Origin of the sequence: Sphingomonas sp. UNC305MFCol5.2 (genome assembly GCF_000712135.1) — a bacterium.
GTDB lineage: Bacteria > Pseudomonadota > Alphaproteobacteria > Sphingomonadales > Sphingomonadaceae > Sphingomonas.
In genome coordinates this window covers 109,767-130,776 of sequence record NZ_JOOE01000004.1, presented here as the reverse complement: position 1 = coordinate 130,776, position 21,010 = coordinate 109,767, and the positions used below count along the sequence as shown (strand labels likewise).

Annotated in this window: 19 protein-coding genes and 1 tRNA gene; 8 read left to right on the top strand and 12 right to left on the bottom strand. The window is 67.0% G+C overall.

The genetic code is table 11. The features are described 5' to 3' along the window. Positions 1–27 precede the first annotated feature (27 nt). The 4 genes from BR78_RS0116660 to BR78_RS0116645 all read right to left on the bottom strand — a co-directional run bounded on the left by BR78_RS0116660 (position 28) and on the right by BR78_RS0116645 (position 3,725). Positions 28–621 carry a hypothetical protein gene (locus BR78_RS0116660; protein WP_156022349.1) on the bottom strand — a complete coding sequence of 198 codons (594 nt, stop codon included), beginning with the start codon at positions 619–621 and terminating at the stop codon, positions 28–30. 121 nt (positions 622–742) lie between these two features. After that, complete coding sequence (locus tag BR78_RS0116655; protein WP_081855833.1) at positions 743–1,165, bottom strand: nuclear transport factor 2 family protein; 423 nt, start codon at positions 1,163–1,165, stop codon at positions 743–745. A 95-nt stretch (positions 1,166–1,260) separates the two neighbouring features. Continuing rightward, the gene (locus BR78_RS0116650; RefSeq protein ID WP_029937161.1) at positions 1,261–2,835 is read right to left on the bottom strand and encodes an aldehyde dehydrogenase (NADP(+)); all 1,575 of its coding nucleotides are present in this window, start codon (positions 2,833–2,835) and stop codon (positions 1,261–1,263) included. Positions 2,836–2,927: 92 nt separating this feature from the next. After that, entirely contained in the window at positions 2,928–3,725 is a 798-nt protein-coding gene (locus BR78_RS0116645) for a FadR/GntR family transcriptional regulator (RefSeq protein ID WP_081855855.1), read from the bottom strand. Between the two features lie 340 nt (positions 3,726–4,065). Between BR78_RS0116645 and BR78_RS0116640 the strand changes: the two genes are divergently transcribed. Next, entirely contained in the window at positions 4,066–7,287 is a 3,222-nt protein-coding gene (locus tag BR78_RS0116640) for an autotransporter domain-containing protein (RefSeq protein ID WP_029937159.1), read from the top strand. A 150-nt stretch (positions 7,288–7,437) separates the two neighbouring features. On the opposite strand, the gene BR78_RS0116635 is transcribed toward BR78_RS0116640, so the two are convergent. After that, positions 7,438–7,530: transfer RNA gene (locus BR78_RS0116635), tRNA-Ser, on the bottom strand. 116 nt (positions 7,531–7,646) lie between these two features. Beyond that, positions 7,647–8,516: an oxygenase MpaB family protein gene (locus BR78_RS0116630; protein ID WP_029937158.1), complete on the bottom strand. Its 870-nt coding sequence runs from the start codon at positions 8,514–8,516 to the stop codon at positions 7,647–7,649. Positions 8,517–8,651: 135 nt separating this feature from the next. Between BR78_RS0116630 and BR78_RS0116625 the strand changes: the two genes are divergently transcribed. Then, positions 8,652–9,563: a L,D-transpeptidase family protein gene (locus tag BR78_RS0116625; protein ID WP_051683391.1), complete on the top strand. Its 912-nt coding sequence runs from the start codon at positions 8,652–8,654 to the stop codon at positions 9,561–9,563. 33 nt (positions 9,564–9,596) lie between these two features. Beyond that, on the top strand, positions 9,597–12,269 hold the full coding sequence (ppc, locus tag BR78_RS0116620; RefSeq protein WP_029937156.1) for a phosphoenolpyruvate carboxylase: 2,673 nt from the start codon (positions 9,597–9,599) through the stop codon (positions 12,267–12,269). Positions 12,270–12,306: 37 nt separating this feature from the next. On the opposite strand, the gene BR78_RS0116615 is transcribed toward ppc, so the two are convergent. The 6 genes from BR78_RS0116615 to BR78_RS0116590 form a co-directional block, all read right to left on the bottom strand. Then, positions 12,307–12,699: an acyl-CoA thioesterase gene (locus BR78_RS0116615; protein WP_029937155.1), complete on the bottom strand. Its 393-nt coding sequence runs from the start codon at positions 12,697–12,699 to the stop codon at positions 12,307–12,309. 42 nt (positions 12,700–12,741) lie between these two features. Continuing rightward, positions 12,742–13,605, bottom strand: coding sequence for an MliC family protein (locus tag BR78_RS0116610; RefSeq protein ID WP_081855832.1), 864 nt, complete (start codon positions 13,603–13,605; stop codon positions 12,742–12,744). Positions 13,606–13,662: 57 nt separating this feature from the next. After that, positions 13,663–14,070 carry an ExbD/TolR family protein gene (locus tag BR78_RS0116605; protein ID WP_029937153.1) on the bottom strand — a complete coding sequence of 136 codons (408 nt, stop codon included), beginning with the start codon at positions 14,068–14,070 and terminating at the stop codon, positions 13,663–13,665. Between the two features lie 101 nt (positions 14,071–14,171). Further along, a complete protein-coding gene (locus BR78_RS0116600; protein WP_029937152.1) occupies positions 14,172–14,765 on the bottom strand; it encodes a YdeI/OmpD-associated family protein in 594 nt (197 codons plus the stop codon). A gap of 60 nt (positions 14,766–14,825) precedes the next feature. Next, a complete protein-coding gene (locus BR78_RS0116595) occupies positions 14,826–15,173 on the bottom strand; it encodes a hypothetical protein (RefSeq protein ID WP_029937151.1) in 348 nt (115 codons plus the stop codon). Between the two features lie 99 nt (positions 15,174–15,272). Beyond that, positions 15,273–16,508: a multidrug effflux MFS transporter gene (locus BR78_RS0116590; RefSeq protein WP_029937150.1), complete on the bottom strand. Its 1,236-nt coding sequence runs from the start codon at positions 16,506–16,508 to the stop codon at positions 15,273–15,275. 106 nt (positions 16,509–16,614) lie between these two features. Between BR78_RS0116590 and BR78_RS0116585 the strand changes: the two genes are divergently transcribed. The 5 genes from BR78_RS0116585 (at position 16,615) to glpX (ending at position 20,995) form a co-directional block, all read left to right on the top strand. Next, complete coding sequence (locus BR78_RS0116585) at positions 16,615–17,118, top strand: hypothetical protein (protein WP_029937149.1); 504 nt, start codon at positions 16,615–16,617, stop codon at positions 17,116–17,118. An 80-nt stretch (positions 17,119–17,198) separates the two neighbouring features. Continuing rightward, complete coding sequence (locus tag BR78_RS0116580) at positions 17,199–18,149, top strand: isopenicillin N synthase family dioxygenase (RefSeq protein ID WP_029937148.1); 951 nt, start codon at positions 17,199–17,201, stop codon at positions 18,147–18,149. A 5-nt stretch (positions 18,150–18,154) separates the two neighbouring features. Then, positions 18,155–18,436, top strand: coding sequence for a hypothetical protein (locus tag BR78_RS0116575; protein WP_029937147.1), 282 nt, complete (start codon positions 18,155–18,157; stop codon positions 18,434–18,436). A gap of 163 nt (positions 18,437–18,599) precedes the next feature. Beyond that, a complete protein-coding gene (locus BR78_RS0116570; protein ID WP_029937146.1) occupies positions 18,600–19,892 on the top strand; it encodes a homoserine dehydrogenase in 1,293 nt (430 codons plus the stop codon). Positions 19,893–20,026: 134 nt separating this feature from the next. Next, on the top strand, positions 20,027–20,995 hold the full coding sequence (gene glpX / locus BR78_RS0116565; protein ID WP_029937145.1) for a class II fructose-bisphosphatase: 969 nt from the start codon (positions 20,027–20,029) through the stop codon (positions 20,993–20,995). Positions 20,996–21,010 lie beyond the last annotated feature (15 nt).

The window sequence follows — 21,010 nt, the reverse complement described above, 5'->3', positions numbered from 1 at the left end:
GCCCTTCCAAATGCGCGCTTTCGCCGGTCAGCGTGCCCCGTATTTGGCGCGATAGCGGCGATCATAATGATCGATCACTCCCTGTGCGGCGGCTTCCGCATCGATGGCGACGGGAAAGCGAAACGCATAGTGCATGTCGGATTGCTGCGGGCGCGGCGTAACGAAGCGCAGCTCGAGGATCGACGGCGGGCCGGCGCTCATTCCCACCCCTTTTAGTTCGGCGAGGGGTACTCGATGGAAATCGCCTCCGACCTGAAGGCAGTCATCGCCAACGATCACTTCGACAGCGTTTCCCTGCTTGTGCCTCAGGCTGATCGCATTGTTCAGCTTTCGCCCGTCCCGCTCGGCATTGCGGTCATCGACGGCGAAGCGCGACCAGATCGTGGGATCGACGTGCCAGCGGGCAATGACGCCCTTTCCCACGTTGAGGCTCCGCATCCGCCGCATGTTCAAGGTCAGCGTGAAGGCGGTCCCAAGGCCGATCGCCGCCACCATGCCGCCCAGCAAGACCCACGCCCCCTGTCCGGCGCGATCGGCGGCGACGAACGGAACGCTTGCCGACAACAGCCCCAGCAACCCTGCGGCCAATGTCAGATTTCGTATCCGTCCCGGATTGCGCATCGCCTGCTCTGCCTTGCGGATCGGCCCTGGCTAGCTGGCAAGTCGTGCCCCCACGCCCGGAACCGCGAAGGTCAGCTTTCAGACGATGATCAGATCATCGTCAATGCGCGATTTTCGACCTTCACGGCCCCTTCCGTTCCACATTGAAGATCTTGTTGACGATGCGCCACTCGCCGTCTGCCTTCACCAGCGAGAGATAGTCGGTGAACTTCACGCTCGGATAATCGAGCACGACCTTGGCCATCGCGGCATTGCCGGTGACATCAAGGCTCTCGATCGCGCGACGGCGCTGGGGCTCGTCGGCGGCGGGCTTGCCGGGGGCGCCGGCGATATAGTCGGCGCTGGTCCGCTCGGCGAAGGCACCGTCGCGGTTCCAGTAGAGCATCGCCTTGGGATGGAAGGCCGCGCGGAACTCGTCGGGGCTGCCGGTGGCGTGGCCGGCGAGATAATGGTTCACAGCGGCGCGCGCGCCGGCCTCGTCCTTTTCCTGCGCAAAGGCTGGCGCGGCGATCGTCAATGCTGCGAGCAACAACAGGCTACGCATAAGCTGGGCTCCTCCCGGTTGAGGAGCCCAGCCTAGGGCGTCTTGAACCCAGCGCAACGCCCGGCGGGCCGAACATTGCGCCGGTGGGACGAACGTCAGAGCGTCGGCTTGCCGTCGATGCGCCGGGGAATGCCCGCATCGCCGTCGCGCAGCTCGGCCGGGAGCAGCGCGGCAGGCAGGTCCTGGTACGCCACCGGACGCAGGAAGCGATCGATCGCCAGCGTGCCCACCGAAGTGCTGCGGCCGTCCGAAGTCGACGGGAACGGCCCGCCATGGACCTGCGCATCGGTCACTTCGACGCCGGTCGGCCAGCCATTGGCGAGGATACGGCCCGCGAGCCGCTCGAGCACGGGCAGCAGCTTCTGCGCGGTCGCGGTGTCCTCGTCGGTCAAATGCAGCGTCGCGGTGAGCTGGCCTTCGAGCAGTCCGACGACCTGAATCAGTTCGTCGATGCTCGCGCAACGCACCAGCAAGGATGCCGCGCCGAATACTTCTTCGGCATGGCTGGGATCGGCGATGAAATCGGCGCCGGTCATCGTGAACAACGCACCGCGGCCCGACGTGGGGCCGCTCGGCTCCTGGCCCTGTGCGACCAGTTTGAGCGCCGGTGCCGAGGCCCAGCGCGCGACGCCGCTCTCATAGGCCTTGTGAATGCCCGGGGTGAGCATCACCTGCGACGGCGCGCCGCACATCGCGTCCGATGCCGCGGTCACGAAGCGATCGAGATCCGGACCTTCGAGCGCGAGCACGAGGCCGGGATTGGTGCAGAACTGGCCCGCGCCCATCGTCAGCGAGGCGATGAAGCCGGTGCCCAGCGCTTCGGCCTTCGCCGCCAGCGCGCCGGGCAGCAGGAAGACCGGGTTGATGCTGCTCATCTCGGCATAGACGGGGATCGGCACCGGACGGCTCTGTGCGAGCTTCATCAGCGCGGTGCCGCCGCCGCGCGAGCCGGTGAAACCCACTGCCTTGATTCGCGGATCGGTGACCAAAGCCGAACCGACCGAATTGCCCGCGCCGTTGATCAGCGAGAACACGCCCTCGGGCATGCCGGTCTTGGCGGCGGCGCGGGTGATCGCGCCGGCGACCAGTTCCGAAGTGCCGGGATGCGCCGAATGACCCTTGACGATCACCGGGCAACCGGCGGCGAGCGCCGAGGCGGTATCGCCGCCCGCGACCGAGAAGGCGAGCGGGAAGTTCGATGCGCCGAACACGGTGACCGGTCCGAGCGGCACCATGCGCAGCCGCAGGTCGGGCTTGGGCGCGGGCTGGCGATCGGGGATGGCATGATCGATGCGCGCGCGCAGATAATCGCCGAGCCGCAATTCCTTCGCGAACAGGCGGAGCTGGCCCGCGGTGCGGCCGCGCTCGCCGATCAGCCGCGCCTGCGGCAGGCCGCTCTCCTGCATCGCACGCTCGACCAGTTCGTCGCCCAGCGCCTCGATCTCCTCGGCGATCGCCTCGAGAAACTTGGCGCGCTCCTCGCGCGGCAGATTGGCATAGATCGGGAAGGCGGCCTCGGCGGCGGCAGCGGCGGTTTCGACATCGTCGGTGGTGGCGATGCTGAAGCTCGGCTCGATCTCGCTGCCGGTCGCCGCGGCGACTGCCTTGAAGCCGGGGCCGTCCCGACGCACGCGCTTCGAAGCGACGAACAATTCCCCAGTCAGGGCCATGCGAACTCTCCCGATATCAAAATGAAGTTAGCGGTAACAATGCTTCCGGGGCGACTTAGGCATGCGCAGGCCCCGGTTCAATCCCGCACGCGTCAGCAACACACGGCGATCGGCCCGCGGCCGGCGTCCGGATCGCGCGCTTCCATCGTGTCGGAGTAGCCGCGATCAACCAATCGGGCCATCGCGTCGTGTGCGCCCTCGGCGTCCTGCGCCTCGATCGCCTCGTACACTGCGAGGTGGACCGGCAGCGCGTCATGCGGCGCGGGCAGCCGGTGCTGCTTGAATGCCGTGGTGATCGCGATCGCCGCGGCGACGCCGCTGGTCAGCGAAACGATGAAGTCGTTGGCCGAGGCCTCGAGCAATGCAGAGTGAAATTCCTCGTCGCAGCGCCGGCCGATCTCGGTGGCGAAGCCGTGCTCCGCGACGCCATCGAGCCCTGCCTTCATCCGCATGAGTTGCTCGGGGGTGCGGCGGGTGGCGGCGAGGCGCGCTGCATCGGGTTCGACGATGCGGCGCAGCTCGAACAGATTGGCGATCAGGCCTTTGTCGGGCTCGCCGGCGAAAATCCAGCTCAGCACGTCGGGGTCGAGCAGATGCCATTCACGGCGCGGACTCACCTGAGTCCCGATCTTGGGGCGCGCATTGACGAGGCCCTTGGCGGCGAGGATGCGGATCGCTTCGCGATAGGCGGTACGTGAGACGTTGAACTGCACACTCGCCGCAATCTCGCCCTCGAGGATCTCGCCGGGCCGGAGCGCGCCAGAAACGATGCGGATGCCCAGGTCGCGCGCCACCGTGCCGTGCAACCGCAGCGAACGCGGCCGCGGCGGCCGCCGACGCACGCGCTTCGGCTTGGCGTCGGGCTGGGATGGGGGCTGCGCGGTGGCCATCGGCTCCTGGCTGACGTGCTGGCCGGAACGGAAACCGCCCGGCCATGAGATAAGGCTGGTCGCGGTCTTTAGCCCCATTTGGCCGCGGCCGGAAGGCCGTCGCCGGACGCGTGCCGCGGAAAATAGACGAAGATATCTGCATGGATACGCAGTAAAAACTTCCGAGTTGGGAAAGATGACTAAAATGAAAGCAAGGCCTTCCCAAGTTCTCGATCGCTGTTAGCCTCCGCATTGCGAGTCGCCGGGATTGCCGAATCCCGGGTGGGGATTCGTCGATCCCGATCGGGAGCGACGGCGGCTGGCGTGCACGGGCTGTCGCTCTCGAACAGGGAGTAACGACATGGCTTCGATACCGGCTCGCACGGCGCTGCGGCGCGTGCTGCAAGGAACGGCTGCGCTCGGCGCGCTCGCATTGGGGAACTCCGCCCTCGCGCAGGAAGCTCCTCGACCGACCGGCGTCATCGACGCGCCGGGGATCGTCGTCCGCAACGATCTCAATCCCAACACGCTGCCGCCGACCGGGGTGCTCGATCCCGTCGACATCACCGGCGTCGGCCAGGTGACGGTGGACCAGGGCGGCGGTTTCGTCGGGCTGTGCACGGGCACGCTGATCAATCCCCGGACGGTGATCCTTGCCGCGCACTGCGTGAACGACGCGCCCGCCGCAAGCTATGGATCGGCAACCGGCGGCACCGGGATCAGCGTCGGCTTCAAGATGGACAACCGGCCGGCGCTGATCAGCTGGCTCAATTCGGGCCATGCCACCAACACCGCCAACGCACTCTATAATGTCGAGCAGGTCTGGTACGATCCGCGTTCGACGACGCCGAGCGCAGCCAGCTTCCTCGAAGGCGATGTCGCGCTGGCGACGCTCGACACGCCGGCCACGGGCATCCCCACCTGGACGATGCTGTTCTCGCCGCTGACCGAGGAAACCCACGCAGTCGTCACCGGCTATGGCAACCGCGGCACCAGCGCGACCGGCGAGGCGGGAATCGATTTCCGCCGCCGCGTCGCCGAGAACATGCTCTCGGTGCTCGGCTCGCTCGACGATCGCAACGACTGGCTGTTCGGCCCGGCGCCCGCCGAGAATCCGCAGAGCCTCTACATGCTCGATTTCGACAGCCCGGCGGGCGAAGGCGCGTTCAACACCGCGACCGGCAATTACGACTTCGACCTCTTCGACGGCGGTGCGCTTCCTCGCGAAGGAACGACGGGCGGCGGCGATTCGGGCGGCCCGCTGATCGTCGACCAGGCATTCGACAAGCCGGTGGTCGTCGGCGTCCTCTCGGGCGGGTCGCGCTTCTTCGCGAACCAGAAATTCTCAACCTACGGCACGCACAGCTTCTATCAGCCGCTGTTCCTGTTCTGGGATGCGATCGTCGCCAACAACAGCTATGTCTATGCCAGCAACCGCGCCGGCATCCGCGACTGGACCGACCCCAATCACTGGGTGCAGACGATGGATCCGAACTACGGGATCATCGTCAACGGCGAGCTGGTGAACGGGCTGCCGGACACGCCGGCGCTGGGCGTGAGCGGCAACACGCCGAAATTCGGTTCGATCTGCTTCCTGAGCGATTGCACCGACCTCGCCGACGATCCCGAGGCGACTCCGCCGGCGACGGGCAACGGCACGCCAGTCTACATTCCCGGGGGGCCCGGCACGCGCAATTTCGTGCCCAACAATGTCGTGGCCAACCCGACCGCCGGCGTGAAGGCGCGTTATTACGACGTCACGCTCTCGGCGATCGGCGCGACCAGCCTGGGTAGCAACGTCACGATCGACCGGCTGACAGTGGACGGCACACACCTGCTCGACGTTCGCAAGACCGGGCAGCTTCAGGTGCTCACCGACTTCACCCAATGGGCGGGCTGGACCAATGTGGACGGGCTGCTGCGCTCGCGCGAGGCGTTGGTCGCGTCCGGGATTCTGTCGGGCTCAGGGACGGTGGATCCGACCTATCTGACGATCGGCAAGGCATTGGTCGCACCGGGCGGCAGCGGCATCGGCACGCTGACGATCCAAGGCGATCTGATCTTGTCCTCGGGGGCTTTGCTCAGCATCGATCTCAGCCGAACCGCGTCGGACAAGCTCGTCGTCACCGGTGATGCGTTAAACCCCGGAATCGCGGCGCTCGACGGCACCGTGCTGTTCAATCGCGGCAGCCTGCTCTCGACGCCGCGGCACGGCCAAAGCTTCACCTTCCTCACCGCCAGCGGTGGCGTGGACGGCACCTTCGCACATGTGGCGAGCACGCTCGGCCTGCTCAGGGCGGAAGTCGTCTATGATCCGAATGCGGTTCGGGTGAACCTCAAGGCCGGATCGATCTTCGACTATCTGCGCAATGCCGGCGAGTTGGTGGGCGTTTTCGCCAACGCTCTCGATGCCCTGCGGGATCGCAGCTATTCGAACCTGTCCAACCTGTACGGTTCGATCGATCTCATGGAGCCCGACCGGCTGGCATCGACGCTCAGAGGCCTCAATCCCGGCATCGTCGGCGAATCGCGTTCGCTGCAGGAGCGGCAGTCGACGATCATGCTCAACGCAGTCACCGATCGCCTGTCGATGCTGGGGACCGGCCGGACCGGCGGCCAATTGAGCATCGTCGGCACGCCCGACGCGCTCGGCGGGCTTACCGGTCTCGATCGCGGCGAATCCGCGGCGCGATCGAGTGCGGTGCGTTCGATGCTGCCGAGCACCACGAGCATCGGCCGGCTGCCTGAGAATATCTCAGGGTTCATCTCGGGCGGCTTCATCGGCGGACAATCGAGCTACGGCGTCACCGGCCAAGCCAATGGCCAGCATAGCTGGTATGTCGGGATGGGCATGGAGATGGACGTCGCGCCCTATACGACCCTGGGCACCGCAGTCGGCTTTTCGGAGGGCACCAGCCGGCCAGGCGTCGATCGCGCCGAGGCCGATACCCGCGTCTCCCAAATCGCCGTCTATGGCTCGCACCGCCTCGGCGGCGGAGTCTATCTCGCCGGTCTGGGCATGGCCGAGCAGAGCCGCACCGGGCTGCGGCGCGAGGCGAGCACCGGCGACATGGCATACAGCCTCGCCGGCAACGCCCGGGTCAGCCGCTATGCGGCGCGGGCCGAGATGGGCGTCAACCTGCCGGTGGCGAAGCAGCTCAGCCTCACGCCGCGCGTGTCGCTCGGCTATTCGTCCTATGCGTTCAAGCCGTTTCGCGAATCGGGCGGAGAGCTGGCGCTGCAGATCGATCGGATGCGCGCCGCGACCTTCGAAGGCCGGGCCGGGGTGCAGGTCGCCGGTTCGGCGCGGATGGGAAGCTGGACGCTCGTTCCCCAGCTGACCGGCGACTATGTCCGCACGCTGGCGGGCGATCGCGGATCGCTGGTGGTGCGCTTCGCCTCGGCGCCCGAGGCGGCGATGTTGCTGCCGATGCTCAACGGCGACGCGGCATGGGGTGAAGTCCGCGGCGGGCTGCGGCTCGTCAACGGCCCGCTCGAGTTCGGGGCCGGCATCGAGCGGCGAATCGGCCGCACGCTCTATCGCGACGATCGCGCGGTCCTCGACGCGCGGTTCCGCTTCTGATCGGCGCGCGCGGCGTCGGGGGCGACCCGACGCCGTGCCGTCTGGTCAGCCTTGGTCGCCCCACGCAATCGCGGCAGGGCCAGTCGCCGCAACGGGGTCTGCCCGGCGGGCAAATATTTGAATTATGGGATATTTAGAGAGGCAAAGCCCTGGCGGAGACGGAGGGATTCGAACCCTCGGTACGAGTAATCCCCGTACGGCGGTTTAGCAAACCGCTGGTTTCAGCCACTCACCCACGTCTCCGGAAAGGGCCCCGAACCCGAGGCCTATAGCGAGGGTCTTTTGGTCGATCAACGGCAGAACGGCCCTGGCGTGAAATCGATTCCCGTCGTCGTGCGCAGCGTGCCAGCGATCCTGCCTTATTGTCCGGAAAGCCGGGCCTGGCCGAACGCCCAGCGCAGGGCGCCGGCGACGCTGCGCGTGCCCATCCGCACCGCCGGCGTCGCCAATCCCGGCCCGTGCAGTCCGTGCATCGCGCGTGCCCAGGCCGGCAGCAGGTCCACCGCCGCGCCGAAGGTCAGCGCCTGGAAGGGCTTCACCGCAAGGCTCGGCGCCGGCTGATCGAGCACCATCCGCGCCACTTCGCGCGTCCGCGCGTCGGCCACCAGCTCGCGCCGCATCCCGTCGATCAGCGCCGTGGCTTCGGCGCGGCTGCGCGGGATCGGATCGGCGCCCAGCGCCTCTGCGATCCGCGCGAAATCGGCGAAATACCGGTCCTGGTCGGCAAGCGGCATGCCGGGCTCGGCATAGCGGATCCACGCGTCGAGGAAGCTCACTGCCTCGGTCACGTGCACCCAGGCGAGCAGCCGCGGATCGTCCGCCGCATAGAATGTCCCGTTGGGCAGATTGCCCTTCACGCGCGTGTGCACGTCGCGCACCTTCTCGATCATCGCCTCGGCCTCTTGTGCCGAGCCATAAGTGGTGACGGCGATGAACCGCGCGGTGCGGCGCAGGCGCCCGAGCATGTCGCCGCGAAAGGTCGAATGATCCCAGACGCCGGCGAGCACGGCGGGGTGGAGCATCTGGAGCAGCAACGCCGCGACTCCGCCGACCATCATCGTGGTGACGTCGCCATGCACGCGCCACACCACCGATTGGGGCCCGAACAGGCTTTCCTCGGGCTTGCGCTGGACCGGCTTCTCGCCTCTCGCCTGATCGTTGAAGACCGCGCGCACCTGGCCGATCAGGACGCGCTTGAGCGTGCGGGCGACAGGAGCGGCTGGAGTCATCGCTTCCCAAGCTAGGGGTTCGCGGCGCGGCCGCAACCCGCGTTGCCGGTTCCACATCCCCGGTATCGCTGATAGGCTCGCGTTAACCATGTCGGGGAACACGCGGCCTTGCTGAACTTCAGGCCCCTCTGCGCAGTGTCGCTTGCCGCTCTGATATTGCTCGCCACGGCCGGACGCGCGGTCGGCACTGATTCCGCCCCGATCGAAAACGCGGCGCGAATCGCCCCCGCCAAGAGCGAGGATCCCATGCTGGTGGTCGTGGATCTCGCCAGCCAGCGTCTCGTCGCCTATCGCGACGGCGAACCCGTCGCGACATCTCCCGTCTCCACCGGCAAGCCGGGATATGGCACGCCGCGTGGCGTGTTCACGATCCTCCAGAAGAAGAGCTTCCATCGCTCCAATCTCTACAGCGACGCGCCGATGCCGTTCATGCAGCGGCTGACCTGGGCCGGCGTGGCGCTGCATGCCGGCAACCTGCCCGGCTATCCCGCCTCGCATGGCTGCATCCGGCTGCCGCACGATTTCGCCCGGAAGCTCTTCGCGCAGACGCGGACGGGGATGACCGTTATGGTGGTTGGTCAGCGGCCCTCCATCCGCAGCCGGCCCGTGACCGGCCCGGCCTGGTGGCGCTCCGGCCTCGCGACGCGCGGACCGGTGACGATCGTCGTCAGCGGGGCGGATCGGCGGATGATCGTGTTGCGCGACGGCGTGCAGATAGGATCGGCGCCCGCCGCGTTCGACGGGGTTGTCGAGCGTCCTCAGGCCTATGTGCTGCGCGCCGACAGCGGCTGGACCCGCGTGACGCTGCCGGGCGAACACGTCACACCGCGCATCCCCTTCGCGGTTGCCGATACCGGCGATGCGGAAGCGGGCGATCCCTTCCAGCGCGCACTGGCTACGGTCGTCGGACCGGGCGCGACGATGCTGGTGACGCCCGAGAGTCTCGCCGCCGGGATCGGCGCAATGCCCGCGCCGCGGCAATTGTCCGGCGACGAAGAACTGATCGAAGAATGGCTGGCCGATGACGGCATGACCGGAGGGCGTTGACCGCGCGCCTTTTGCAGTGCAGCAACCGCTGCCATGGCTAGCCTGGCGATCGCAAACAACCCCGATATCCGCTTTCTGGGTCGGCTCCTCGGCGACGTGATCCGCGCTTATGGCGGCGAAGAGCTGTTCAAGCGCATCGAATATATCCGCGCCACTTCGGTCGATCGGCACCGCGGCGTCGCCGGCGCGGGCGCGATCGATTCGGGGCTCGACCGGCTGAGCCTCGACGAAACGCTCGATTTCGTCCGCGGCTTCATGCTCTTCTCGATGCTCGCCAACCTCGCCGAAGACCGGCAGGGCGTCGCGACCGAAGAGGACACCGACATGGCCTCGGCGCTCGCGCGGCTGAAAGAGCAGGGCATCGGCCATGACGCAGTGATGGCGCTGCTCGGTCATGCTCTGGTCGCTCCGGTGCTGACCGCGCATCCGACCGAGGTGCGGCGCAAGTCGATGATCGACCACAAGAACCGGATCGCCGAGCTGATGTCGCTCAAGGATCTCGGGCTCGAGGAGACCGAGGACGGCGACAAGGTCGACGAGGCGATCCTGCGCCAGATCGCCTTGCTCTGGCAGACGCGGGTGCTGCGCCGCGAGAAGCTCGGCGTCGCCGACGAAGTCGAGACCGCACTCTCCTATCTGCGCGACGTGTTCCTGCCGGTGCTCCCCGCGCTCTACGCGCGCTGGGACCGGGCGCTCGGCGAACGCGCGCCTTCGTTCCTGCGCGCCGGAAGCTGGATCGGCGGCGACCGCGACGGCAACCCGTTCGTCACTGCCGACTCGATGAAGCTCGCGCTCGCCCGCGCGGCCGAGACGGTGCTCGCTTATTATATGGACGCCGTCCACGCGCTCGGGGCCGAGCTGTCGATCTCGACCGAACATGCCAGCGTCAGCGAGGCAGTGCTCAAGCTCGCCGAAGCGAGCCATGACACCGGCCGCAGCCGCGAGGACGAGCCCTATCGTCGCGCGCTCACCGGCATCTATGCGCGACTATCGGCAACGCACGAGAAGCTCACCGGCAAGCGCCCCGGCCGCCCGGCGCCGCTTCAGGGTGAACCCTATGCCGAACCTGCCCAACTGCGCGAGGAGCTCGCCTCCATTGCACGCGGGCTCGCGGCAGAGGGCGCCGGGCCACTCGCCAGCGGTGGGGCGCTCGGCCGGCTGATCCGCGCGGTCGAGACGTTCGGCTTTCACCTCGCCACGCTCGACATGCGCCAGAACAGCGCGGTCCACGAACGCGTGATCGCCGAGTTGCTCAAGGCCGGCGGCGTCTGTGACGATTATGCCGCGCTCGACGAGGACGCGCGCGTGGCGCTGCTCCGCACCGAGCTGGAAAGTCCGCGGCTGATCACCAGTCCCTATGCCGATTATTCGGAGGAGACCGCGTCCGAGCTGGCGATCGTCCGGGCCGCGGCCGAAGCGCATGCCAAATATGGGCGCGAATGCATCACGCATTATATCGTCTCGATGGCGCAGTCGGTGTCGGACCTGCTCGAGGTCCATGTGCTGCTCAAGGAAGCCGGGCTCTACACTCCCGGCGAGGCGCCGCAGGCGCACATCATGGCGATCCCCCTGTTCGAGACGATCGCCGATCTCGAAGGCGCGCCGGCGATCATGGAAGCCTGGCTTGGCCTTCCCGAAATCGCCGCGATCGCCGCCGAGCGCGGGCACCAGGAAGTGATGATCGGCTACTCCGATTCGAACAAGGACGGCGGGTATCTCACTTCGACCTGGCAGCTCTCACGCGGCTCGACCGCGTTGAAGCCGGTGTTCGAAAAGGCCGACCTCGCGATGCAGCTCTTCCACGGCCGCGGCGGCGCGGTCGGGCGTGGCGGCGGCTCGAGCTTCTCGGCGATCCTCGCCCAGCCGCCGGGAACGGTGCAAGGCCGGATCCGCATCACCGAGCAGGGCGAAGTGATCGCCGCCAAATACGGCACGCGGGCGAGCGCGATGACCAATCTCGAGGCGATGGCCTCGGCAACTCTGCTCGCCAGCCTCGAGCCCGAGCAGCTCGCTCCCGCCGACTCCGAACGCTTCGCGACGGCGATGGACGAACTCTCGGCGACGGCGTTCAAGGCGTATCGCGGGCTGGTCTACGAGACCCAGGGTTTCACCACCTTCTTCCGTCAGGCCACGCCGATCGCCGAGATCGCGGGGCTCAAGATCGGCTCGCGCCCCGCCAGCCGCAAGAAATCGGACGCGATCGAGGATCTGCGCGCGATTCCCTGGGTGTTCAGCTGGGCGCAGGCGCGCGTGATGCTGCCCGGCTGGTACGGCGTCGGCGCCGCGATCGAGGCGTTCGAGGACAAGGGACTGCTGCGCGAGATGGCCACGGGTTGGCCGCTCTTCGCCGCGACGCTGGCGAACATGGAAATGGTGCTCGCCAAGTCCGACATGGACGTGGCCCGGCATTATGCCGCCCTGGTCGAGGACAAGGACCTGCGCGACGGCATCTTCGGCCGCATCCGCGACGGCTGGAACGCCACGCATGACGGCCTGCTGACGGTGACTCGCCAGACGCGATTGCTGGACAAACATCCGGGCCTCGAGACCTCGATCCGGCTGCGCACGCCCTATATCGAGCCGTTGAACCTGCTCCAGATCGAGTTGCTCAAGCGCCATCGCGCCGGCGAGGAGGATGCGCGGATCGGCGAGGGCATCCTCCTCTCGATCAACGCGATCGCGACGGCGCTCAGGAACAGCGGCTGATCGAAAATCCTCCCTCGCGCAGCAGGGAAGGATTAGATCACGCCAGAAACGGCGCCGCCACTTCCGGCGGAACGCGCACCAGCCGGCCGGTGGCGCGGTCGAGGATCGCCCAGGTCGTCTTCGCCTCGACGCGGACCTTCCCATCGGCGCCGGTGAACTTCATGTACCGGTTGAACCGCGCACCCTTCGGCGGTTCGGGGACCCAGGTCTCGGCGGTCACCGTCTCGCCTTCCAGGACGCTGCCGCGATAGTCGATCTCGTGGCGAGTCACGACCCAGATATAGGCATCATGATGCTCGGGAGCAGCGATCGCGTGCCAATGCGCCACCGCGACGTCCTGGATCCACTTGACCCAGACGGCATTGTTGACATGGCCGAGGATGTCGATGTCCTCGGGACCCGCAGTGATCCTGGTGGTGTAGGGCGTCATGGCCGACCCTTAGCGCAACTGACCGGCGAAGGTCAGCCTCGGTCAGCGAATGGCCGTGCACGCGATCGGCGGCTGGCCGGGTGCCGTAAAGGTCATGTCGTCGCCCTTGCCGCGAAGTTCGTACCCCTTGGCCGTGTAGCGAATCCCGGAAGCGACGCGCTGTCCGTGCAATGTTGCGAGCGCCTTGCCGCCGCGCGAGACGGTGACGCGGTCATTGTCGGGATCGAAGCGCGCGACGAGGCGCGATCCGTCCATGCAGCGATAGCGCGCGGTCGAGCGATTATCCTCGGTCGGCACCGGCGAAGGCGTCGCCTCGCCCAGCCCCGGCTTGATGTCGGCACCGCGGATGCGCCAGCGGCGCTGCTCCGCGGTGGCGCCGTCGATATCGCCGGTACGGTGCAATGTCACCGATCCTCGCAGGTTGAACGGCCGCGCGCCCTGCTTCAGCCGGCCATAGACTTGCACCGGCACCGTCACGTAACGCTGGCCCGCGCCGGCATCGATCCTGCCCGGCGCGCCGATACTGGCATGATATTCGGAATAGCGGGCGAAGCTCGCCGCGAAGGCCTTGGCGTCCATTCCCGCCGCGCCCGGCTCCCACAGCCGATACGCCTGACCGTATTTCCCCTGTTCGAGCAGCCCATAATAGGTCTGCACGACATTGGCCGCGCCTTGTGCGCTGTCCTCGGTGAACGGCGCTTCGCTGACCGGCGTCCTGTCGTCGTCGAGCCCGCCCGGCTCACCAGGGGCCGGAGGATTGAGCGAAGCGGGTGTCGCCACTGGCGGAGCCGAGGGCGTCGCTTCGTCCGGAAGCGCCGCGAGGTCGTTAGCGGGCGTGGCGACATTCTCGGCGGGTTGGGAAGAGCAGGCGGCAAGCGTGAGAAGCAACGGCAAGGACAGGCGCATGAACAGGATCCGTGTTGAGCGGCGGGCGACGAACGCGCCCGCCGCTGCGCCGGTTCCTCAGTCCGGGAAAGGACGGTTCCCGATAAAGCCGAGCCGATCGACGCCGGCACGCTTGACCACCGCGAGCACGGAATCGAACCGGTCGTAGCGCGCCTCGGGATCGGTGTTCATGTGAAGCACCGCCACGGCATCACGCTGCATCGCCGTCAGCAGTCCGGGCAATTCGGCATCGGCGATGCGGCGGCCGTCCCAGAACAGCGCGCCGCCGCGATCGATGGCGAGCTGATGCGGCCGCTCTTCGCTGACGGGACCGGGCTGGCCGGGCAGATCGATCGGCACCTTGTGCGTGGCGACCGGAATGCTGAGGATCATCACGATCAGCAGCACGAGCATCACGTCGATGAACGGCGTGACGTTGATCGCGCTGAAGGGAACGGGCTCGGGGACACGCGCGGCCTTGACCATGGCACCTCTCCTTCTGATGATGATGTAACATATCATTCGAAGAAGGGAGCGCAAGCGGCTGTTTTCTGATCCTGCCTGTTCGCGACGGCCCGCTCCGACCGTCAGCAATTCTCGTATTTCCAGTTGCGCCTCTTGCCTTCGCGCATCCATTCGACTGCTTCGGCGACGCGCTTCGCCTTCGTCTCGGGGCGCTTGGCCTCGGCGATCCATTCGCAATATTCGCGGCGGCATCCGGGCGGGAAACCGGCGAAGGTCTCCGCCGCCTTTACGTCACCCGCAAGCGCCTCGGCGAGCTCGGCGGGCACTTCGGCCTCGGGCCTGGGCGCTCTCACCGCGCGTACCGGCTTCTGCCCGGCATCGATCCGTCCCACGGCCTCGCGGACCTGCGCCTCGAATATCTGTGCCGAAGGCAAATCGTCGAGGCTCTCGATCCGGCCGTACTGGCCCATCGCCTCACCTTCCTTGCCCGTCGCCAGCGCCTGGCGATCCCAGAAGCCGAAGCTCGCATGCGCCTTGAACGCGGCCATGTTGGCCAGCGGCTTGCCCCTGTAGGTGAAGGCCGGCATCGACCATTTGATCGACTCCTCGACCTCCGGACACGCGGCATGGACGCGCTCACGCATCCAGGCGAGGATCGGCTGGGCGAATTCGGCCTTGCCGGCGATATAGGTATCGACGCGCGTATCCCGCAGCATGACGACCCTCCAATTGACCGGCGGCATGCTGGGTTCGTGCCGTCGCCGCGTCAAGCAGCGTCAGGGTTCGAGCGCGATGTCTTCGCCGTCGTCGAGTTCCTCCTCCAGATCCTCCGCATCGACATCCTCGTCGTCGAGATCATCCTGTATCTCGTCCTCACGGATATCGTCTTCGTCCTGGTCGGCATCGTCATCCTCTTCGCCGAGCTCGTCGTCGATCATGTCGAGCGTGTCGGTATCGTCGTCGCCATCGTCGCCGAGGTCGATCGGAATGTCGGTCAGGATGTTGCCGTCGCTGGGTGCGTCGTTGGTCGCCTCGATGATCTCGGCGCGCTGGCTTTCGTCATAGCCGTCCTCATCGAAGCCGTCGTCGTTGGGACCCTGTGCCGGAACCTGATGACCACCCATTGCCTGTCCTCTTTCGCTTCGGGGACGCGGGAATGTCCTCCGATCACCAGTCGAACGGGAATCATGCCATATCCGTTCCGTGATCGCGGAACGAACCGTTCAGCTCGGGCGAAAAAGCCGGCCTTTCTCGGCGATCGCGATCGCGACGAAGGCGAGCACGCCCATTACGAGGAAACCGATGTAGAGCGGCACGGTGGTGCCGTCGAACGACTGGCCGATCTGCGCGCCGATCAGCGCCCCGCCCAGGGTCGCGACGAAGCCCTGCAGGCTCGAGGCGGTGCCGGCGATCTCGCCCATCCGCTCCATCGCCATCGCCGAGAAGTTCGAGGTGGCGAGGCCGAAGCTCGCCATCATCAGCGCCTGCAGGATCGCGAAGGTCCACAGAGTCTCGTGCCCCGAAAAGGCGATGGCGAGATGGATCGCGGCGAACAGGATCAGCGCCGAGAGTGCGGTGTGCGAAATCCGCCGCGTGCCGATCTTCATCACGATCCGCGAATTGAGGAACGATCCGATCGCCATCGTGCTGGCGACGGTGGCGAAGACGATGGTGAGCAATTCGGGGCGGCCGAACACCACTTCCATGATCTGCTGGACCGAGCCGATGAACCCGAACAGCCCGCCAGAAAGCAATGCCGTGGCGATCGTGTACCCCACCGCATGGCGATCGCGCAGCACGAGGCCGTAATCGGCGACGATTCGGCCCGGCCGGAGGCTCTGGCGCGAATCGGGGTTGAGCGTCTCGGGCATGCGCAGCCAGAACCACGCCACCACCAGCGCCGAGACGCCGCCGACGCCCCAGAAGATCATCCTCCGCGATCCGCCGGCCGCGAGCACGCCTTGCCCGAAGGCGGGCGCGAAGATCGGTGCCGCCATGAAGACGATGAAGGCGAGGCTCATCACCCGCGCCATCGCGCGGCCGGCGAAACAGTCACGCACCAGCGCCACCGTCACCACGCGTGCGCCCGCCGCCGATGCGCCCATCGCCGCCCGCGCGACCAGCAGCAGGAGGAAGCTGCCCGAGATCGCCGCAAGCGCGCTGGTGAGCACATAGCTGGTCAGCGCGACGATCAGCACCGGCCGCCGCCCGAACCTATCCGATAGCGGGCCGTAGACGAGTTGCGCGAAGGCGAAGCCGAGCAGGAACGCAGTGATCACGAACTGGCGGTGGTTGGGCTCGGTCACGCCCAGGCTGTCGCCGATCGCGGGAAGCGCCGGCAGCATCGAATCGATGCCGAGCGCAGTGAGCGCCATCATCGACGCGATCAGCGCCACGAACTCGCCGAACCGGAGCGGCGCGCGATTGGCGGAATCGGTGGAGAGGTGCGGCTCGGACATGGCCGGAGCCAATGGCGGATCGAAGCGCGGGCGTCACCCCCTGGTTGACGCTCGCGGTGCCAACCCATAGTGTATTGCATTAATAATACGCATGCGGAGATCCGGAATGCATCGTGCCTTGCTGCTGCTGACGCTCCTGCCTCTCGCCGCCTGTGGCGGACCGGGCGCAGGCACCAGCTTCTCGATCAATGCCACCTCCGACGAGGACGGCAACGCCACGATCGCGACCGACAGCAACGGCCAGATGGCAATCAAGGCGCCCGGGTTCGAAGGCGCGATCAAACTGCCCAAATTCCGCGTCAACGCCGAGAATTTCGACTTTAACGGCGTCAAGCTCTATCCCGATTCGCAGGTCAGCGCGCTCAACGTCGATGCCGAGGACGGCAAGGCCGGCGGAGACAAGGGCAAGGTCCGCGTCGCATTCGAGAGCCCGGCGGCACTGGCGAAGGTGCAAGGCTGGTTCCGCGACAAGATGGCGGCGCGTGGCTTCAAGATCGAAGCCGATGGCGACGGGCTCAAGGGCACCACCGACGACGGCGACCCTTTCCGGCTAGTCCTCAGCGCCGATGGCGATCAGAAGACCAAAGGCAAGCTCGAAGTCGGCAGCTGAGGCTTGGGCAAATAGCGGGACCGCCCGGCTTGTTCCGCGGCGGGTTGCGGGTCTAGGTGGAGCATAACCCGGAGACTCGCATGCTCGACACTCTCGCTGAAATCCCGGCGCTTTCGCTCGCTGATCAGCAATCCGATCCGGACGGCTTCGCTCAGGCGTTCGGCCGGTCCTTCCAGCGCTTCGGCTTCGCCGTGGTGCGCGATCACGGCATACCCGCCGATTTGATCGAACGCGCATGGGCGATGACCAAGGCCTTTTTCGACCTGCCCGAAGCGGAGAAGCGCAGCTATTTCGTCGAGGGCGGCGGCGGCGCGCGCGGCTATACGCCGTTCAAGACCGAGATCGCCAAGGGCGCGACGCATGTCGACCTCAAGGAATTCTGGCATGTCGGCCGCGAGCTGGCGCGAGGCCACCGCTTCGCGGCGGACATGCCGGCGAACATCTGGCCCGACCGGCCCGAGGGTTTCCGCGAGACCTTCCTCGAATTGTTCCAGGCATTCGACGATGCCGGCGACAAATTGCTCTCGGCGATCGCGCGCTATCTGGGGCTGGCGCCGAACTGGTTCGATCCCGCGGTCAAGGACGGCAATTCGGTGCTGCGCCTGCTCCATTATCCGCCCGTGGACGCGAACGCCCCCGAGGTCCGCGCCGGCGCGCATGAGGACATCAATTTGATCACCTTGCTGCTCGGCGCCGAGGAGGCCGGGCTCGAATTGCTCGACCGCGACGGCAAGTGGCTGCCGGTCAAGCCGCCCGAAGGCGCGATGGTGGTCAATGTCGGCGACATGCTCCAGCGGCTGACAAACCATGTCCTGCCCTCGACCACCCACCGCGTGGTCAATCCGCCGCCCGAACGCCGCGGCCACGCGCGCTACTCGATGCCGTTCTTCCTGCATCCGGCGCCCGATTTCCTGATCGAGACGCTGCCCGGCTGCATCAGCGCGGAGCGGCCGAACCGTTATCCCGAGCCGATCAGCTCGCACGCTTATCTGCACGAACGGCTCGTCGAGATCGGGCTGATCAAGAAATAAACATCATGTGGAAATGGCTGGCGATCGGCGTCGGGGCGTTGTCTGTGCCGGTGGCTTTCCTCTTGTTCCAGGCGTGGCAATATGACGACTCGATCGTGCATTCGGCCGTGGGCTGGCTATTGGGCGCAATTCTCGCGGGCCAGTTTACGGCGCTCGTCGTCCGCAAATGGCGCGTCTCGCTCCTTGCACCTGTTCTGGCGTTCGCCGTCCTGTTCATCGACGCACAGTGGCTGGAGCCCTTCGACTGCAGCCAAGGGTGTACCTTGGTCGTGAAGTCGGCGGAATGAAGAAAACTTTCTTCCCCTCCCTGTCAGGGAGGGGTTAGGGGTGGGTAGCGACGGACGGGGCTCGATGCCTCGTCCGTCGCTTTCACGTACGGCGTCGAAGGGCTCGCTGACGCTCGCACCCACCCCCAACCCCTCCCTGACCGGGAGGGGAGTGAGAGATATTATGACCGAACCGCTTCGTATCGCACTCGCCGGCCTCGGAACCGTGGGCGCGGGCGTGATTCGCCTGCTCGACGCCAATGGCGAGCTGATCGCGCGGCGTGCGGGTCGGCCGATTCAGGTCGTCGCGGTCTCGGCGCGCGACCGGAGCAAGGACCGCGGCGTCGACATCGCCCGCTTCGATTGGATCGACGATCCCGCCGAGCTGGCACGGCACCCGGAAGCCGATGTGGTGGTCGAACTGGTCGGCGGCTCGGACGGTCCTGCCCTCGCGCTCGCCCGCGCGACGCTCGGCGCGGGCAAGAGCCTCGTCACTGCGAACAAGGCGATGATCGCGCATCATGGGCTCGAGCTCGCGCGCGCCGCCGAATCCGCCGATCTCGCGCTTAAGTTCGAAGCCGCGGTCGCAGGGGGCGTGCCGGTGATCAAGGGCCTGCGCGAAGGCGCCGCCGCCAACGTGATCGCCCGCGTCTATGGCATCCTCAACGGCACTTGCAATTTCATCCTCTCCAAGATGGAGGCGGAAGGCCGCGACTTCGCCGAGATCCTGAGCGAGGCGCAGGCATTGGGCTATGCCGAAGCCGATCCCAGCTTCGACATCGACGGCGTCGACGCCGCGCACAAGCTCTCGATCCTCGCCAGCGTCGCGTTCGGCGCGCAGCCCGCTTTCGACGATGTGGCGATCACCGGCGTCCGCCACATCCTCGCCGCCGACATCGCCGAGGCCGCGGCGCTCGGCTATCGCATCCGCCTGCTCGGCGTGGCGGATTCAGGACCGCACGGCCTGTTCCAGCGCGTGCATCCGCACCTCGTCCCGCTCAGCCACCCGCTCGCGCACGTCATCGGCTCGACCAACGCCGTCGTCGCCGAGGGCAATTTCGTCGGCCGCCTGCTGTTCCAGGGCGCCGGCGCCGGCGACGGCCCGACCGCTTCGGCAGTCGTCGCCGACCTGATCGACATCGCCCGCGGCGAATTCGGCCATCCTTATGCGATGCCCGCGGATGCGCTCGCCGCGCAGCACGCCGCCGAAAGCGGCGACCGCCGCGCCCGCGCTTATGTGCGCCTGACCGTCACCGACAAGGTCGGCGTGCTCGCCGAGATCGCCGCGGCGATGCGCGATGCCGGCGTCTCGATCGAGAGCCTGATCCAGCGCGGCGCCAATCCCGACGGCAGCGTGCTCGTCGCTATCGTCACGCACGAGGGACCCGAGCGCAGCGTCGCGCAGGCGCTGGAGAAGCTCCGCGGATCGCAGAGCCTCGTCGGCGAGCCGATGTGGATGCACATCCTCGGCGAGTGACCGCGCCTTGCGACGAAGCGAGGCTGCCGCACGGTTGTGGCGGGAATGCAGACTCACTGACAGCGCTAGCAGCCTCGACAGTGCAACATCGGCCCCCTATCGCCACGGCAGTTCTGTAGAGGGATCCCCAGCCGATGACGACCGCAAGCCACGTTCTCGATCGTGTCCTCGTGCTCGAAATGGTGCGCGTCACCGAAGCAGCGGCGATCGCCGCGTCGAGCCTGGTCGGGCGGGGCGACGAGAAGGCGGCGGACCATGTCGCGGTCGAGGCGATGCGTGAGGCGCTCAATTCGCTCTACATGGACGGCACCGTGGTGATCGGCGAGGGCGAGCGCGACGAGGCGCCGATGCTCTATATCGGCGAAAAGGTCGGCTCGGCGATCGGCAGCGGCCCCAAGATCGACATCGCGCTCGATCCGCTCGAAGGCACCACGATCTGCGCCAAGGCCGGCCCCAACGCGCTCGCGGTGCTCGCGGTGGCCGAGCATGGTTGCCTGCTCAACGCCCCCGACGTCTATATGGACAAGATCGCGGTCGGCCCCGGCTATCCCGAGAATGTGATCGACCTTGCGAAGTCGCCGACCGACAACGTCAAGGCGCTTGCCGCCGCCAAGGGCGTCGAACCCAACGAGATCATCGTCTGCGTGCTCGATCGCCCGCGCCACGAGAAATTGATCGCCGAGTTGCGCGCGATCGGCTGCGGCATCGTGCTGATCGGCGACGGCGACGTGGCCGGGGTGATCGCCACCACCGATCCCGACACCACGATCGACATGTATATGGGCTCGGGCGGCGCTCCCGAGGGCGTGCTCGCCTGTGCGGCGCTCCGCTGCGTCGGCGGCCAGTTCAAGGGTCGGCTGGTGTTCCGCAATGACGACGAGCGCTCCCGGGCACGCAAATGGGGGATCGAGGATCTCGACAAGATCTACGACCTCACCGATCTCGCCAAGGGCGACTGCATCTTCGCCGCCACCGGCGTCACCGACGGTTCGCTGCTCGAAGGCGTCAAGCGCGTGCGCGGCAAGATGACCACCGAGAGCGTCGTCATGCGCGCGAGCTCGGGCACCGTGCGCTGGGTGAAGGGCGAGCATCGGCTCGATTGACAGCCGAGCGGTGCG

What these genes read in the sequence shown, in the direction of transcription:
- ppc (WP_029937156.1), top strand. Translation starts at nt 9,597, where the DNA reads ATGGCTAGCCTGGCGATCGCAAACAACCCCGATATCCGCTTTCTGGGT.
- BR78_RS0116660 (WP_156022349.1), bottom strand. Translation starts at nt 621, where the DNA reads ATGCGCAATCCGGGACGGATACGAAATCTGACATTGGCCGCAGGGTTG.
- BR78_RS0116630 (WP_029937158.1), bottom strand. Translation starts at nt 8,516, where the DNA reads ATGACTCCAGCCGCTCCTGTCGCCCGCACGCTCAAGCGCGTCCTGATC.
- BR78_RS0116645 (WP_081855855.1), bottom strand. Translation starts at nt 3,725, where the DNA reads ATGGCCACCGCGCAGCCCCCATCCCAGCCCGACGCCAAGCCGAAGCGC.
- BR78_RS0116600 (WP_029937152.1), bottom strand. Translation starts at nt 14,765, where the DNA reads ATGCTGCGGGATACGCGCGTCGATACCTATATCGCCGGCAAGGCCGAA.
- BR78_RS0116595 (WP_029937151.1), bottom strand. Translation starts at nt 15,173, where the DNA reads ATGGGTGGTCATCAGGTTCCGGCACAGGGTCCCAACGACGACGGCTTC.
- BR78_RS0116655 (WP_081855833.1), bottom strand. Translation starts at nt 1,165, where the DNA reads ATGCGTAGCCTGTTGTTGCTCGCAGCATTGACGATCGCCGCGCCAGCC.
- BR78_RS0116580 (WP_029937148.1), top strand. Translation starts at nt 17,199, where the DNA reads ATGCTCGACACTCTCGCTGAAATCCCGGCGCTTTCGCTCGCTGATCAG.
- BR78_RS0116610 (WP_081855832.1), bottom strand. Translation starts at nt 13,605, where the DNA reads ATGCGCCTGTCCTTGCCGTTGCTTCTCACGCTTGCCGCCTGCTCTTCC.
- BR78_RS0116615 (WP_029937155.1), bottom strand. Translation starts at nt 12,699, where the DNA reads ATGACGCCCTACACCACCAGGATCACTGCGGGTCCCGAGGACATCGAC.
- BR78_RS0116640 (WP_029937159.1), top strand. Translation starts at nt 4,066, where the DNA reads ATGGCTTCGATACCGGCTCGCACGGCGCTGCGGCGCGTGCTGCAAGGA.
- BR78_RS0116585 (WP_029937149.1), top strand. Translation starts at nt 16,615, where the DNA reads ATGCATCGTGCCTTGCTGCTGCTGACGCTCCTGCCTCTCGCCGCCTGT.
- BR78_RS0116570 (WP_029937146.1), top strand. Translation starts at nt 18,600, where the DNA reads ATGACCGAACCGCTTCGTATCGCACTCGCCGGCCTCGGAACCGTGGGC.
- BR78_RS0116650 (WP_029937161.1), bottom strand. Translation starts at nt 2,835, where the DNA reads ATGGCCCTGACTGGGGAATTGTTCGTCGCTTCGAAGCGCGTGCGTCGG.
- glpX (WP_029937145.1), top strand. Translation starts at nt 20,027, where the DNA reads ATGACGACCGCAAGCCACGTTCTCGATCGTGTCCTCGTGCTCGAAATG.
- BR78_RS0116590 (WP_029937150.1), bottom strand. Translation starts at nt 16,508, where the DNA reads ATGTCCGAGCCGCACCTCTCCACCGATTCCGCCAATCGCGCGCCGCTC.
- BR78_RS0116575 (WP_029937147.1), top strand. Translation starts at nt 18,155, where the DNA reads ATGTGGAAATGGCTGGCGATCGGCGTCGGGGCGTTGTCTGTGCCGGTG.
- BR78_RS0116605 (WP_029937153.1), bottom strand. Translation starts at nt 14,070, where the DNA reads ATGGTCAAGGCCGCGCGTGTCCCCGAGCCCGTTCCCTTCAGCGCGATC.